The organism is Actinoalloteichus caeruleus DSM 43889, from assembly GCF_000429185.2.
Lineage (GTDB): Bacteria > Actinomycetota > Actinomycetes > Mycobacteriales > Pseudonocardiaceae > Actinoalloteichus_B > Actinoalloteichus_B caeruleus.
Map to the genome: position 1 here is coordinate 1743131 of NZ_AUBJ02000001.1, position 16757 is coordinate 1759887.

General features: G+C 77.2%; 2 protein-coding genes and 1 pseudogene. All 3 read right to left on the minus strand.

Translation table 11 applies throughout. The features are described 5' to 3' along the window. Positions 1 to 13: 13 nt before the first annotated feature. Complete coding sequence (locus G443_RS05960) at positions 14 to 6274, minus strand: type I polyketide synthase (protein WP_051314062.1); 6261 nt, start codon at positions 6272 to 6274, stop codon at positions 14 to 16. A 16-nt stretch (positions 6275 to 6290) separates the two neighbouring features. Then, complete coding sequence (locus tag G443_RS25985) at positions 6291 to 12446, minus strand: type I polyketide synthase (RefSeq protein WP_443612874.1); 6156 nt, start codon at positions 12444 to 12446, stop codon at positions 6291 to 6293. Beyond that, a pseudogene (locus G443_RS25990) lies at positions 12441 to 16661 on the minus strand (type I polyketide synthase); the annotation flags it as partial. The pseudogene G443_RS25990 and the gene G443_RS25985, both read right to left, overlap by 6 nt. Between the last annotated feature and the right edge of the window lie 96 nt (positions 16662 to 16757).

Sequence of the window (16757 nt, forward strand, 5' to 3'; positions counted from 1 at the left end):
TCCGCCAGGCGGGTCAGTCGCCGGCGCCGGCCAGGGCCCGGCGGATCAGTTCGTCCGGGTCGAGGGAGTCCAGTTCGGACTCGGCGTCCTCGGTGGGTGGCGTCGCGGTGCCCGGGTCGGTGCCCGGGTCGGCCGTGGGTGGCCGCAGGGTGTCGAGCAGGTGGTCGGCCAGCGCCTCGGGTGTCGGGTGGTCGAAGACGGCGGTCGCGGTGAGGCGGACACCGGTGGCCCGCACCAGCCGGTTGCGGAGTTCGACGGCGGTCAGCGAGTCGAATCCCAGGTCGCCGAAGCCCTGGTCGGGTCGGATGTCGGTGGTCTCCCCGTGCCCGAGGACGCTCGCGGTGTGTTCCCGCACCACGTCCAGCACGGCGGCGCCGGCCCGGGCGGTCGGGAGTGCCGCGAGGCGGTCGGCGAGGGCCGCCGGGGCGGTGTCCCCTTCGGACGCGGCCCGCCGGGTGGGCCGCACCAGGCGGGCCAGCGGCGGGGGCACCGGGCGGCCGGCCACGGTCGCCAGGTCCAGGCGCAGGGGCAGGCACCGGGGTTCGGCGGTGGTGACGGCGTGGTCGAACAGGTCCAGGCCCTCGGACCGGCCCAGTGGGAGCAGCCCGTCGCGGCGCATCCTGGCCCGGTCGGTGGCGCTCAGCCCGGCGGTGATTCCCCTGTCCTGTTCCCACAGCCCCCAGGCCAGGGAGGTGGCGGGCAGTCCGTGGGCGTGGCGGTGGGCGGCCAACCCGTCGAGGACGGCGTTGGCGGCGGCGTAGTTGCCCTGGCCGGGCCCGCCGAGGACCCCGGCGGCGGAGGAGAACAGCGCGAACAGCGCGAGGTCGCTGGTCAGTTCGTGCAGGTGCAGCGCCGCGTCGGCCTTGGGCCGCAGCACCCGGTCGAGCTGGTCCGGGGTGAGGGAGCCGATCACGGCGTCGTCGACGACCGCCGCGGTGTGGACGACGCCGGTGAGGGGGTGGTCGGCGGGCACGGTGGCGATCGCCTCGGCGAGGGCGTCCCGGTCGCCGACGTCGCAGGCCAGGACGCGGACCCGGGCGCCGGCCGAGGTGAGGTCCTCGGTCAGGGCGGCGGCGCCGGGGGCGTCGGGGCCCCGGCGGGAGAGCAGCAGCAGGTGCCGCACCCCGTGGGCGTCGACCAGGTGGCGGGCCAGGAGCCCACCGAGGTCCCCGGTCCCCCCGGTGACGAGGACGGTGCCGTGCGGGTCGGGACGCCGGGGCAGGGTGAGCACCACCTTGCCGGTGTGGTGGCCTTCGCGGACGTGCCGGAACGCCTCCCGCGCCCGGTGAACGTCCCAGGTGGTCACCGGCAGCGGGGCGAGCGCGCCCCGGTCGAAGAGGTCGAGCAGCGCGGTGAACATCCGCTGGATGTGGTCGGGGCCGGCGTCGAGGACGTCGAAGTCCCGGTAGCGGACGCCGGGGTGGTCCCGGGCGATCGTGGCGTCGTCGCGGATGTCGACCTTGCCCATCTCCAGAAACCGGCCGCCGGGGCGCAGCAGCCGCAGGGAGGCGTCGACGAACTCGCCGGACAGCGAGTTGAGGACGACGTCGACCCCGTCGGCGAAGGCGTCCTCGAACTCGAGGGTGCGGGAGGAGGCGATGCGCTCCTCGGCGATCCCGTTCCCCCGCAGGGTGTCCCATTTGCGGGGGTGCGCGGTGCCGAGGACGGTGGCGCCGAGGTGGTGGGCGAGTTGGGTGGCGGCCATGCCGACCCCGCCGGCGGCGGCGTGGACCAGCACCGACTCCCCCGGGGCGAGGTCGGCGAGGTCGACCAGGGCGTGGTAGGCGGTGAGGAACACCAGGGGCATCCCGGCGGCCTGCTCGAAGGTCCACCCGTCGGGGAACCGGGTGAGCAGGCGGCGGTCGGCGACGGCGACGGGGCCGAACCCGCCGAACACCAGGCCGGTGACCGGGTCGCCGGGGCGGAGGTCGGTGACCCCGGGGCCGACCTCGCGGACGACGCCGGCGGCCTCGCCGCCCAACAGGCCCGTGACGCTGGGGAACAGCCCGAGCACGGTGAAGACGTCGCGGAAGTTCACGCCGGCGGCCCGGACGTCGATGCGGACCCGCCCGGCCGGGAGCGGGGTGTCGAGCACGTCGGGGCAGGGGTCGATCCGCAGGTTCTCCACGGTGCCGGTGCCGCTGGTGCCCAGCCGCCACGCCGGCTCCCCCGGTGGCGGCGCGAGGACCCCGTCGGAGGTGAACCGGGTGAGCCGGGCGGCCAGCGGCCGGCCCTCCCGCACGGCGATCTGGGGTTCTCCGGTGGCGAGGGCGCGGCGCAGCGCGCCGGGGAGGTCCCGGGTGGTGGCGGTGGTGGTGTCGACGTCGACGAGGACGAGCCGGCCGGGGTGTTCGGACTGGGCGGAGCGGACGAGGCCGTGGACGGCGGCTGCGGCCAGGTCGGGGACGTCCTCGCCCGGTGCCGTGGACACCGCGCCGGTGGTGAGCACGAGCAGGCGGGTCCCGTCGTCGGTGGCCAGCCAGTCCCGCAGGGTGGTGAGGGCGGCGGTGGTGGCGGTCCGCACGTCCCCGGTCGGGGGTGACCAGATCCGCACCTGGGCGTCGGTGCCCTCGCCCGGTCCGAGGCCGAACCGGTCCTCCCCCAGCGGCGCCCACCGGGCGGGGTCCTCCTCGGTCCCGCTGGTCGGGGTCCAGCCGGGGCGGAGCAGGTGGTCGAGCACGGCGGGGTCCCGGGTGGTGGGGTCGCCGCCCAGCCTGCGCACGGTCAGCGCGGCGATCTCGGCGACGGGCGCGCCCCCGGCGTCGGCGAGGACGAGGCGCACCGCCTGCCCGCCCAGGTGGGTGACGCGAACCCGCAGGGTGCGGGCACCGGTGGCGTGGACGCGCACCCCGGCGAAGGAGAAGGGCACGAAGGCCGCGTCGGCGGGCAGGAACCCGGTGAGCCGCAGGGTGTGCAGGGCGGCGTCGAGCAACGCGGGGTGCACCGCGAAACCGTCGGGTTCCGCCGGGGCGGGCAGGGTGACCTCGGCGAACACCACGTCGTCCCGGCGCCAGGCCGCGCGCAGCCCCCGGAAACCGGGGCCGTAGTCGACGCCGACGGCGCGCAGGCTGGTGTAGACGTCGCCGGTGGACAGGGCCCGCCCGCCGCTGGGGGGCCAGTCGGTGAGCGGGTCGGGTTCGGCGTGGCCGTCGGTGAGGGTTCCGCTGGCGTGTTCGGTCCAGGTGCCGCCGGGGTGGTCGGGGCGGGCCAGCACGGACACGGTGGCCGGCTCACCGGGGGTGGCGACCACGCGGATCCGGACGGCGCCTCGGTCGGGCAGTTCCAGTGGGCGGTGGACGACGAACTCCTCCAGCGTGCTGGCGCCGAGCTCGTCGCCCGCGCGGACGGCGAGATCGACCAGGGCGGTGCCGGGGACCAGCACCCGGTCCAGGACCCGGTGGTCGGCGAGCCAGGGCTGGTCGGCCCGGGAGAGCCGTCCGGTGAGCAGGACACCCCCGTCGGGCAGGTCGACGGCCGCGCCGGCCAGGGGGTGGCCGGTGGTGTCCTGTCCGAGCGCGGCGGCCCCGGTGGCGGCGGCGGGGGCACCGAGCCAGTACGGGGTGCGCTGGAAGGAGTAGGTGGGCAGCTCGACCGGGGTGGCGCCGAGGTCGGTGAACAGCGGGGTCAGGGTGACGTCGTGGCCCCGGGTGACGAGCCGGCCGACTCCGGCCGCCACCGACCGGGTCTCGGGGGTGTCGTGGCGCAGCAGGGCGATGGCGGCGCCACCGGGGCGACGGAGGGTGTCGGGGACCATCGCGGAGAGCACGCCGCCCGGTCCCAGTTCCACGAAGGTGGTGGTCCCTCCTCGTTCGGCGGCGGCGACGCAGTCGGCGAAGCGCACGGTTCCCCGCGCGTGGTCGGCCCAGTAGTCGGGGGAGGCCACCTGGTCGGCGGTGAGGGGGGCGGCGGTGCGGTTGGACAGCACCGGGATCGACGGTTCGCGGGCCGTGGTGCCGGCGACGACGGCGCGGAACTCGTCGAGGACCGGTTCCACGAGCGCCGAGTGGAACGCGTGGGACACCCGCAGTTCCCGTGTCCTGGTGCCGCGCCCCGCCCAGCGGGCGGCGAGGGCCCGCACCTCGGTGGCCTCACCGGAGATCACCACGGAGGCGGGGCCGTTGACGGCGGCGACGCTGACGGCGGTGCCCGCCACCTCCACCGACACCTCGGCCTCGGGAGCGGCGACGGCGACCATCGCCCCGCCGGGGGGCAGCGCCGCCATGAGGCGGGCCCTGGCGGCCACGACGCGGCAGGCGTCGGGCAGGTCCCACGCCCCGGCGACGTGGGCGGCGGCGAGTTCGCCGACCGAGTGCCCGATCAGGACGTCGGGGCGGACGCCCCAGGACTCCAGCAGCCGGAAGAGGGCGACCTCGACGGCGAACAGCGCCGCCTGGGCGTGGCCGGTGTCGTCGAGCCGGCCGTCGTCGACACCGGTGAGCACCAGGTCGGCCAGCGGGGTGGCCGCCCCCAGATGGCGGTCCAGTTCGGCGCAGACCTCGTCGAAGGCCTCGGCGTAGCGGGGGTGGGCGGCGCGCAGCTCGCGTCCCATGCCGGGGTGCTGCGCGCCCTGCCCGGTGAAGGTGAAGGCGATACCGCCGCCGTGGCCGTGCTCCCCGGCGTCCGCCGGCAGGGACCGCAGTTCGTCGAGCCCACCGGTGACGACGACGCGGTGCGGGAGCAGCGCGCGGCGGGTGGCCAGGGTCAGGCCGACGTCGGCCGGGCGGAGCTCGGGGTGGGCGGTGAGGAAGTCCGCCAGGGTCCTCGCCTGGGCGAGCAGGGCCGGGGGGTTGGGGGCTGACAGCAGCCAGGGCACGGCGGGCGGGGTGGGTCCACCGGTGGGGTCGCCGGCGGCCACCACGGGCGGGGATACGGGTACGGGTTCGGGTTCGGGTTCGGGGGCCGCTTCGAGGACGACGTGGGCGTTGGTGCCGCTCATGCCGAACCCGGACACGGCGGCGCGGCGCGGCCCGGGGCCGGCGGGCCAGGGCCGGGCCTGGGTGAGCAGTTCGACCCGGCCGGCGGTCCAGTCGACCTCGGGGGTCGGGGTGTCGGCGTGCAGGGTGCGGGGCAGTGCCCCGTTCCGGAGGGCGCCGAGCGCCTTGATGACGCCGGCCATCCCGGCCGCGCCCTGGGCGTGGCCGAGGTTGGACTTGACCGAGCCGAGCCACACCGGGGTGTCCCGGTCCTGCCCGTAGGTCGCCAGCAGCGCCCGCGCCTCGATCGGGTCGCCCAGGCGGGTGCCGGTGCCGTGGGCCTCCACGAGGTCCACGTCGGAGGGTCGGAGGCCGGCGTCGGCGAGGGCGGCGCGGATGACCCGCTGTTGGGCGGGTCCGTTGGGGGTGGTGAGCCCGCTGGAGGCGCCGTCGGAGTTGACCGCGCTCCCCCGGACGAGGCCGAGGACGGGCAGCCCGGCGCGGCGGGCCTCCGACAGGGGGGCGAGCAGCAGGACGCCGGCCCCTTCGCTGAACCCGGCGCCGTCGGCGGCGGCGGAGAACGCCTTGCAGCGGCCGTCCGGGGCGAGGCCCCGCTGCCGGGAGAACTCCACGAACACCGCCGGTTCTGCGATGACGGCGACCCCGGCGGCGACGGCCAGCCGGCATTCGCCGGCCCGGAGGGCGCGGGTCGCCAGGTGCAGGGCCACCAGGGAGGAGGAGCAGGCGGTGTCGACGGTCAGCGAGGGCCCTTCGAACCCGTAGGCGAAGGACAGCCGCCCGGAGACGACGCTGCCGGCCTTCCCCGTGCCCAGGTGCCCCTCCAGGTCGTGGGGCACCCCGGCGTGGCGGGCGCCGTACTCGGTGGCGCTGATGCCGGTGTAGACGCCGACCCGTTCGCCGCGCAGGCCGTCGGGGGCGATACCGGCCCGTTCCAGGGCCTCCCAGGTCAGTTCCAGCAGGAGCCGCTGTTGCGGGTCCATCGCCAGCGCCTCCCGGGGGGAGATGCCGAACAGGTCCGCGTCGAAGCCGGCGACGTCGGCCAGGAACCCGCCCCGCCGGGTGGTGATGCCCCCGGGCGTCCCCGGGTCCTCGGTGTGCAGGCCCTCGATGTCCCAGTGCCGGTCGGTGGGGAAGTCCCCGGTGGCGTCCCGGCCCTGGGCGACGAGGTCCCACAGCGCCTCGGGGCTGTCGGCCCCGCCGGGGTAGCGGCAGCTGGCGGCGACGATGGCGACGGGTTCCCGACCCGGGTCCTCGGGCCGCGCGGCGAGCTGGGCCCGCGCCTGGCGCAGTTCCACCGTCACCTTGTTCAGCAGCCGCCGCATGCGGTCGTCGTCGGTCACGTCCTGCCTCCGTTCCTCAGGAGATGCCGAACTCGGCGTCGAGCAGCGCGATCAGTTCCTCGTCGCTGGCCGACTCGATGTCCGCCCCACCGGCCCCTGGCGCGTCGTCGAGATCGAGTTCGGCGAGCACGTGGCGGGTGAGCGCGTCCGGGGTGGGGTGGTCGAACGCGGCGGTGGCGGGCAGTCGGAGCCCGGTGGCGGTGTTCAGGCCGTCGCGCAGCCGGACCGAGGCCAGTGAGTCGAACCCCTGTTCGCGGAATCCCCGGCCCGGGTCGACGGAGTCCAACTCGCCGTGTTGGAGGACGGCGGCGGTGGTGTCGAGGACGAGGGCGCGCACGATGCGGTGCCGGGCCGCCGGGTCGGCGGCCCGCAACCGGGCGAGCAGGTCGGCGGGGCCGGCGGTGTCCTCGGCGGCGGGCAGCAGGTCCCGCAGCAGCGGTGGCGGGGTGGGGCCGGCGACGACCGCCCAGTCCAGGTCGGCGACGAGGGTGTCGGCGGGGGCGTCGAGGATCCGCCGCAGCGTCGCCAACGCGCGCTCGGGGTCGAGGTCGCGGACCCCGGGGCGGCGGCCGTGGTCGCCGTCGGAGGCCCAGTGGCCCCAGGCGACGGAGGTGGCGGGCAGGCCCTGGGCTCGGCGGCGGGCGGCGAGGGCGTCGAGGACGGCGTGGCCGGGGGCGTAGCCGCCCTGCCCGGACGCGCCGAGGGTGCCGCCGACCGAGGAGAACAGGACGAACGCGTCCACCTCGTGGTCGCGGCTCACCCGGTCGAGGGCGGTGGCGGCGGTGACCCTGGCGCGCAGCACGCGGGTGAGCTGGGCGTCGGTGAGGTCGGTGAGCATCGCGTCGTCGAGGACCCCGGCGGTGTGCACCACGACGCGGGGGGTCTCGTCGGCGAGGGCGGCCCGCAGGGCGTCCTCGTCGGCCGGGTCGCAGGGAACGGGGTGGACGGCCGAGGGCAGGTCCTCGGGTGGGGGCGTGGCCGGGTCGGTCAGCAGGAGGACGCGCGGGGCCCCCAGGGCGGCCAGCCAGGTGGCGACGAGGCGGCCGGTGGTGCCCTCTCCCCCGGTGACCACGGCGGTGCCCGCCGGCCGCCACCGGCCCGGGGTGGGCGGGGCGGGCGCGGGCCGGATCCGGCGCGTCCACGCCCGGCCCGCCCGCAGGGCCAGTTCGTCCTCGTCGCCGGCCACGGCCGTCGGCAGCCAGGTCAGCGCGTCGAGGTCGACGACGTCGACCAGTCCACCCCAGGAGTCGGGGCGCTCGGCGGCGAGCACCCGTCCCAGCCCCCACTGGGCGGCCTGCCCGGGGTTGGGCACGTCGTCCCCGGGTGCCGCCGAGACCGCGCCGCGGGTGACGATCCACAGCGGAACGCCCTTCGGGAGGGCCTGGACCAGGTGGACGGTCGCGAACAGGCCGCCGGTGGCGGTGCCCTCGTCGGCCAGGGACAGCAGGGAGACCACGCCGGCGGTCTCGCCGTCGGCCAGCAGCCGCGCCAGGCCCGCGCGGGAGGTGTCGGTGGCGGTGCGCACCTCGAACCCGGCCGGGATGCCGGCGGGGACCTCGACGGAGCTCGGGGTGAGGACCAGCCACCGGCCCTCGGGCGGGGTGGTGGCGGGTCGGTGCGGGAGGGGCCGCCACTCCACGCGGTGGCACAGGTCGGCGCCGGCCGGGGTGTGCCAGGTGGCCAGGGCGGGCAGCAGCCGGTCGAGGGCGTGGAGGTCCTCGACGTCGGCCAGCCCGAGCCGGGTCCGGAGCGTCTCGGTGTCGCCGTCGTGGACGGCGGTCCAGAAGTCGTCGTCCCGCTCCTGGGGGGTGTCCGGTTCGTCGATCCAGTAGCGCCGGTGTTGGAAGGGGTAGGTCGGCAGGGCGACGGGCCGGGCGGTGCGCCTGGCGATCACCGTCGACCAGTCGACGGGGACACCCCGCACGTGGGCCTCCGCGACGGCGGTGAGCACCTGCCGGTGGCCGCCGTGGTCCCGTCGGAGGGTGGCGACGAGTCCGACGGGCACGCCGGCGGCCTCGGCGATGTCGCCGGTGGCGGGCAGCAGCACCGGGTGCGGGCTGACCTCCACGAAGGTGCGGTGGCCCCCGGCGAGCAGTGCCTCGGTGGCGGGCAGGTAGCGGACCGGTTCGCGCAGGTTGCGGAACCAGTGGTCGGCGGTGAGTTCCCCGGCCCGCACCCAGTCGCCGCTGACCGTCGAGCGCATCGGCACGGTCGGGTGTCCCGGGTGGATGTCGGCGAGGTCGCGGACCAGGGTGTCCCGGAGCGTGTCGACGGCCGGGCTGTGGGAGGCGTAGTCGACGGCGATGCGGCGGGCCCGCACCCCGGCGGAGTGGAGGGCGGCGGCGAGGGCGTCCAGGTCCTCGGGCGGTCCGGCGAGGACGGTGGCCAGGGGGCCGTTGGTGGCCGCCACGCTCACCCGGCCGGCGTGGGGTGCCAGGTGGTCGGCGGCGTCGGCGGCGGACAGCCCCACCGACAGCATCCCGCCGGTGCCCGCCAGGTCCCGCAGGGCGCGGGCGCGGACGGCGACGACGCGGGCGGCGTCGTCGAGGGAGAGGGCACCGGCGACGCAGGCGGCGGCGATCTCCCCCTGCGAGTGGCCGATGACGGCGTCGGGTCGGACGCCGTGCTCCTCCCACACGGCTGCGAGGGACACCATCATCGCGAACAGCGCGGGTTGCAGGACGTCGACCCGGTCCAGGCCGGCCCCGGTGCGCAGCGCCGCCTCGAGGTCGAGGTCGACGTGCCGGCGGAGGGCGGCGGCGCAGTCGGCGATCCTGGCCGCGAACACCGGGCTCTCGGCCAGCAGGTCGCGGGCCATGCCGGGCCACTGTGCCCCCTGCCCGGGGAACACGAGGACGGTCCGCGCGTCGGGGTCGACGACCCCGGTGACCACCGACGGCGTCGGACGTGAGGAGGCCAGCGCGCGCAGCCCGGCGTGGAGCCCGTCGCGGTCGGCGCCGAGGACGACGGCGCGCCGGTCGAGGGCGGCCCGCCGGGTCAGCAGTCCGTGGGCGACGTCGGTGACGTCGACGTCGTCGTCGGTGAGCAGGCGGGCGAGGCGGCCGGCCTGCTCGGTGAGCGCGGCCCCGGACCGGGCGGAGAGCAGCAGCGGCGGCGCCGCCGTGGACGGTCCGATGTCGGGTGCCGGGTCGGGCCGTCCGGGCTCGTCGGGGGCCTGTTCGAGGATGACGTGGGCGTTGGTGCCGCTCACCCCGAAGGACGACACCGCGCCCCGTCGTGGCGCCTCCCCCGTCCAGTCCCTGGCCTCGGTGAGGAGTTCGACGGCGCCGGCGGTCCAGTCGACGTGCCCGGTGGGCCGGTCGACGTGCAGGGTCCTGGGCATCCGGGCGTGCCGCATCGCCTGCACCACCTTGATCAGGCCGGCGACCCCGGCGGCGGCCTGCGAGTGGCCCAGGTTCGACTTGACCGAGCCCAACCACAACGGGGCGTCCCGGTCCCTCCCGTAGGTGGCGAGCAGGGCCTCGGCCTCGATGGGGTCACCGAGCCGGGTGCCGGTGCCGTGGGCCTCGACGAGGTGGACGTCCCGCGCGGCGAGGCCGGCGGATGCCAGCGCCTGCCGGATCACGCGTTGCTGGGCGGGTCCGTTGGGGGCGGTCAGCCCGTTGGAGGCGCCGTCCTGGTTGACCGAGGTCCCCCGCACGACGGCCAGCACGGGGTGGCCGTGGCGGCGGGCGTCGGAGAGCCGTTCCACGAGCAGCAACCCGGCGCCCTCGGACCACCCGGTGCCGTCGGCGGCGGCGGCGAAGGGTTTGCACCGGCCGTCGGGGGCCAGGCCCCGTTGCCGGGAGAACTCCACGAACGGTGTGGGGGAGGACATCACGGACGCGCCGCCGGCCAGCGCCAGGTCGCACTCGCCGGACCGCAGGGCCCCCACGGCGAGGTGCAGGGCCACCAGCGACGACGAGCAGGCGGTGTCGACGGTGACGGCGGGACCCTCCAGACCGAAGGTGTAGGCGATGCGGCCGGAGGCGACGCTGCCGGCGGTGCCGTGGCCCAGGTAGCCCTCCAGTTCCCCGGGGACGGTGCGCAACCGGCCCACGTAGTCGTGGTGGATCTGCCCGGCGTAGACGGCGACGGGACTGCCGCGCAGCGCGGTCGGGTCGATCCCGGCGTCCTCGAAGACCTCCCAGGCCAGTTCCAGCAGCAGCCGCTGCTGCGGGTCCATCGCGGTCGCCTCCCGGGGGGAGATCCCGAAGAACGCCGCGTCGAACCCGGCGACGTCGTCGAGGAACGCCCCGGCCCGGACGTAGCTGGTGCCGGTCCGGTCCGGGTCCTCGTCGAACAGGGCGGCGAGGTCCCAGCCCCGGTCGGTGGGGAACGGGCCGACGACGTCGACCTCGTCGTCCACCACCCGCCACAGGTCCTCCGGCGAGGCGATGCCCCCGGGGAACCGGCAGCTCATCCCGATGATCGCCACCGGTTCGTCCTCGGCGGCCGGGGCCGCCCTCGTGGCGGTCCGGGCCGGTGCGGGGGTCCCGTCGAGCGCGGTGAGCAGGTGGGTGGCCAGGGCGGCCGGGCTGGGGTGGTCGAAGGCGGCGGTGGTGGACATCCGCAGCCCGGTCGCCGCCTGGAGCCGGTTGCGCAGTTCCACCCCGGTCAGGGAGTCGAAGCCCTGCTCGGAGAAGGCCCGGTCGGGGACGACGGCCGCCGGGCCCGGGTGGCCGAGGACGGCGGCGGCCTCCGCGCGCACCAGGGCGAGCGCGGCGGCCGGTCGGTCGGCCGCCGGCAGGTCGCCGAGCCGCGCCCCGCCGCCCCGGGCGGGCCGGTCGACGGGCCGGCCCCGGACCAGGGCGCGCATCGCGGGTGGCAGGGGGCGCGCGGAGCGCGGGTCGAGCGCGGCGGCCACCACGCAGGGGTCGGGCGAGTCGAGGGCGGCGTCGAACAGGGCGAGGGCCGCGTCGGTGTCCATCGGGAGGACACCGCCCCGCCGCAGGCGTTCCCGGTCCCGGTCGGTGAGGTGGCCGGTCATCCCGCTGACCTCGGCCCACATTCCCCAGGCGATCGAGACGGCGGGCAGGCCGGCGGCCCGCCGTTCCACGGCGAGCGCGTCGAGGGCGGCGTTGGCGGCGGCGTAGCCGGCCTGCCCGGCGCCGCCGAGGGTGCCGGCGATGGACGAGAACAGCACGAACGCGGCGAGGTCGGTGTGGGCGGTGAGCTCGTGCAGGTGGCGGGCGGCGGCGATCTTCGGGTCCAGCACCGCAGGCAGGGTGTCGGGGTCGGTGTTCGCCACGGTGGCGTCGGCGAGGACCCCGGCGGCGTGGACGACCACGCCCAGGTCGTCCACGGTGGCCAGCAGCGCCCGCAGCGCCGCGCGGTCGGCGGCGTCGCAGGCCACCACCCGGACCTCGGCCCCGGCCTCGGCGAGGTCGGCGAGCAGGTCCGGCGCGGCGTGGCCGCCGCGGCTGAGGAGCACCAGGCGGCGGATGCCGTGCCGGGCCGCCAGGTGGCGGGCGACGAGTCCGCCGAGGACACCGGTGCCGCCGGTGATCAGGGCCGTGCCGCCGGGGTCGACCGGTGCCGGCACGGTCAGCACGTTCTTGCCGGTGTGCCGGCCGGCTGCCATGACGCGCAGCGCGGCACGGGCGTGCCGGACATCCCAGGCCCGGGTGGGTAGGGGCCCGGGGCCGTCGGTGGTCAGCGCGGCGAGCATCTCCCCGATCCGCTCGGGCCCGGCATCGGTGAGCAGGTCGAACGCCCGGTAGGTGAGCCCGGGTGCGGTGCCGGGGTCGCGGATGTCGGTCTTGCCGAGTTCGACGAAGCGGCCACCGGGCGCGGTCAGGCGCAGCCCGGCGTCGACGAACTCGCCGGTGAGGGAGTTCAGGACGACGTCGACTCCCCGGCCGCCGGTGACCGCGCGGAACCGCTCCTCGAAGCCGGTGTCCCGGGAGGAGGCGATGTGGTCCTCGGGGATGCCGAGGTCCCGCAGCACCGACCACTTCCCGGGGCTGGCGGTGGCGAGGACCCGCGCGCCGTGGCGACGGGCGAGGGCGATCGCGGCCATGCCCACCCCGCCGGTCCCGGCGTGGACCAGCACGGTCTGCCCGGGTTGGAGGCCGGCGACGTCGAACAGGCCGTAGTGGGCGGTGAGCTGGGCGATGGGCACACCCGCCGCGTCGGCGAAGGACCACCCGGCCGGGATCGGCGCGAGCATCCTGGCGTCGGCGACGACCCGGGGCGCGAAGGCACCGTCGACGACGCCGAACACGCGGTCGCCGGGGTGGAGGTGGGTGACGTCCGCGGCGGTCTCCACCACGACCCCGGCGGCCTCGCCGCCGAGCACGTCGTCGGTGACGGCGACCACGCCCAGGGCGAGCAGGACGTCCCGGAAGTTGACGCCGGCGGCGCGGACCGCGATCCGGACCTGGCCGGGCCGCAGGGGGTCGGGTGGCGCGGGGACGGCGGCGAGGTCGTCGAGGGAGCCGGTTCCGCCGATCGCCAACCGCCACGGCCCGTCGGGCACGGGCAGCGGCGGTGGGTCGGTGGGTGGTGGGGCGCTGGCCGGTCGCAGCCGGGCGGCGGTGACGACCCCGTCCCGCACGGCCAGGTCGGACTCGCCGGCGCGCAGCGCGCCGAACACCGCCGGCCAGGCCGGGCCGGGGTCACCGTCCACGGTGGCGAAGGCGCCGGGGTGTTCGGTGGCGGCGGCGCGGAACAGCCCGGTCACCGGCCCGCCGCCCCGGGTGAGCACGACCAGGGTGGCGTCGCGGCCGATCCAGTCCTTGGCCAGGGCGAGCGCGGCGCGGGTGGCGGTGCCCGGGTCACCGGCGGGGGCGCGGACCAGGACGAACTCGGCGTCCTCGACGGGCACCGGGTCCGGCACCGGGTGCGGGGCGGTCAGGTCGGCGTCGAGCGCCGCGACCCGGACGTCGGTCGCGGCCGGGTGGTCGACCGGCACATGGTCGAGGCGGTGCGGTGCCGGCGCGGCGGCGGCGGGGGACCGCAGGGTCAGGGCCTCGACGCGGGCGACGAGCCGGCCGGTGTGGTCGACGGCGACGACCTCGACGGTGGTGGCGTCGAGGACGCGGAGCCGGGCCCGCAGGGCGCGGCCGGTGGGGGCGCGGAGTTCCACGCCGGTGAAGCCGAACGGCAGTGGCGTGCCCGCTCCCCCGACGTCCGCGCCGCTGGCGCCGATGGCCTGGAGCACCGCGTCGAGCAGCGCGGGGTGGCAGGTGAAGTCCCCGCCGGTGTCCTCGGGCAGTTCGACCTCGGCGTGGAGTTCCGCGCCGGGCCCGGTGCCGGTGCGCCACAGCGCCCGCAAGCCCCGGAACAGCGGCCCGTACTCGTAGCCCCGGTCGGCGAGCCGGTCGTAGGCACCGTCGAGGTCGACCGGCTCCGCCGCCCCGGTCGACCAGGCGGCCGGGGCGGGGCCCGGGCCGGCGGCGGCGACGGCCCCGGTGGCGTGGGTGGTCCACGGGCGGTCGCCGGCGCGGGCGTGCAGGGCCACCGGGCGGCGGCCGTCCGCGTCGGGCTGGTCGACGACCAGCCGGAGGGTGACCGGGACGTCGAGTTCCACGGCCACGGGGGCGGTGAGGGTCAGCTCCTCGATCCGGTCGCAGCCGTGCCCGGCGGCGACGGTGGCCACCAGGTCGAGCACGGCGGTGCCGGGCACCAGGGCGGTGCCGCGCACGGCGTGGTCGGCGAGCCACGGGTGGGTGGTGAGGGAGATCAGCGCGGTGTGGACGGTGGCGTCGGGCAGGTCGACGGACGCGCCCAGCAGCGGGTGGTCGGCGGCGGTGATCCCGGCGGAGCCGAGGTCACCGGTCCCGCCGCCGGCCGGGGGCAGCCAGAACCGCTGGCGGCGGAAGGCGTACCCGGGCAGCGGGACGCGGCGGGCGCCGCTGCCCTGGAACCAGGAGGTCCAGTCGACGTCGACCCCGGCCGTCCACAGCTGGGCGGCGGCGGTGAGCAGGGGGGTGAGGTCGTCGTGGTCGCGGCGCAACGAGCCGGTGACGACCCCGGTGGCCTCCCGCTCGTCGAGGATGTCGGTGAGGCCGACGGTGAGCACGGGGTGCGGGCTGGACTCGACGAACACGCGGTGCCCGTCGGCGAGGGCGGCCTCGACGGCGTCCTGGAACCGCACGGGGTCGCGCAGGTTGCGGAACCAGTACTCCGGTCCCAGGTCGGCGGTGTCGACGCGGGTGCCCGTCACCGTCGAGTAGAAGCGGGTGTCGCAGGCGCGGGGGCGGATGTCGGCGGCGAGGTCCACGAGCCGGTCCCGCAGGGCCTCCATCCTCGGCGAGTGGGAGGCGTAGTCGACGGGGATGCGTCGGGCGCGGATGCCATCATCCGCGCAGGAGGCGACGAGCCGGTCGAGGGCCGCGCCGTCACCGGAGACCACGGTGGACCGGGGCCCGTTGCTGGCGGCGACGACCGTTCCCGGGGGCAGTCGGCGTTCGGTGTCGGCGGCGGACAGCGGGACCGAGACCATGCCGCCGTCGCCGGCGATCTCCCGCAGGGCGCGGGCGCGCAGCGCGATGATCCTGGCGGCGTCGCCCAGGTCGAGCCCGCCGGCCACGCAGAGGGCGGCCAGCTCTCCCTGGGAGTGCCCGATGACCGCGTCCGGGCGCACCCCGAGGGAGGTCCAGAGCCGGCCCAGGGCCACCATCACCGCCCACAGCACGGGTTGGACGACGTCGACGGTGTCCAGGCCCGGGGCGCCCTCGGCGCCGGTGAGGACGTCGAGGGCGGAGTACCCCAGGTGGGGGCGGAGGGCGTCATCGCAGGCGGCCAGTTCCGCGCGGAACGGTGCGGACACCGCCAGCAGCCGGGTGCCCATGCCCGCCCACTGGGAGCCCTGGCCGGGGAAGACGAGGACGACGCCGTCCCCTCCTCCGCCCACCGTGGTGGTGACGGCGCGGTCCGACCAGTCGCGCAGCGCCCGCGCCGGGTCCTCGTCGGCGCCGAGGAGCAGCACGCCCCGGTGGTCGAGGGTGGCCCGGCCGGCGGCCAGCGAGAACCCCAGGTCGCTGGCGTCGGCCCCTCCGGACCCGCGGAGGTGGTCGGTGAGGCGGTCGACCTGGGCGCGCAGCGCCTGGTCGTCGCGGCCGGACAGCACGAGGGGGACCAGCGGTGGGGGTGTCCGCGTGGTGGGGGCCGCCTCTGGCGGGGCGGGCGCCTGTTCGAGGACGACGTGGGCGTTGGTGCCGCTGATCCCGAAGGAGGACACGCCGGCGCGGCGGGGGCGGCCGTGGTCGGGCCACGGCTGTTCCTCGGTGAGCAGCGCCAACCCGGAGGTGGCCCAGTCCACGTGGGGGGAGGGCCGGTCGACGTGCAGGGTGCGGGGCAGTCGGCCGGCGCGCAGGGCCAGCACCACCTTGATCACGCCGGCCACGCCGGCGGCCGCCTGGGTATGGCCGAGGTTGGACTTCAGCGATCCCAACCACAGCGGGTGGTCCCGGTCGGCGCCGTAGGTGTCGGCGAGGGCGTTGGCCTCGATGGGGTCGCCCAGCACGGTGCCGGTGCCGTGCGCCTCGACGGCGTCCACCTCGGACGGTTCCAACCCGGCGTCGGCGAGGGCCCGGCGGATCACGGCGCGTTGGGCCTGTCCGTTGGGCACGGTCAGCCCGTGGGAGGCGCCGTCGGAGTTGACGGCGGAGCCGCGCAGCACGGCCAGCACCTCCCGGCCGTCCCGCCGGGCGGCGGACAGCCGCTGGAGGAGCAGCAGTCCGGCCCCCTCGGCCCAGCCGGTGCCGTCCGCGTCGGCGGAGAAGGACCGGCAGCGGCCGTCCGGGGAGAGCCCGCGTTGCCGGGAGAACTCCACGAACAACTGGGGTGTGCTGATGACGGTGGCCGCCCCGGCGAGGGCCAGCTCGCACTCCCCCGCCCGCAGGGACCGGGCGGCCAGGTGCAGGGCGACCAGGGAGGAGGAGCAGGCGGTGTCCACGGTGAGGGCGGGTCCCCGCAGCCCCAGGGTGTAGGCGATGCGGCCGGAGGCGACGCTGCCGAGCTTGCCGACGTCGAGGTAGCCCTCCAGTTCGGGCGGCAGCGGGTCGATGCCGGCTCCGTACTCGTGGCGCATGACCCCGGTGAAGACCCCGACCTCCCGGTCGCGCAGCGAGTCCGGGGCGATGCCGGCGTTCTCCAGCGTCCGCCAGGCCACTTCGAGCAGCAGCCGCTGTTGCGGGTCCATCGCCAGCGCCTCGCGCGGGGAGATCCCGAAGTGCTCGGCGTCGAAGTCCTCGACGTCGGCGCGGAAACCGCCCCGGGTGGTGATCGAGCGCCCCGGCCGGTCCGGGTCGGGGTCGTGCAGCCGGTGCAGGGGCCAGCCCCGGGTGGTGGGGAACTCACCGGTGGCGTCGACGCCGTCGACGACCAGCCGCCACAGGTCCGCCGGGTCGTCGACCCCGCCGGGCAGGCGGCACCCCATGCCGACGATGACGACCGGGTCGTCGTCGGGTTCGGCCGGTGCGGCCCGGCGGCGCGGCTCGGGCCGGGACGAGGTCCCCCGGCCGTGACCGTGGTG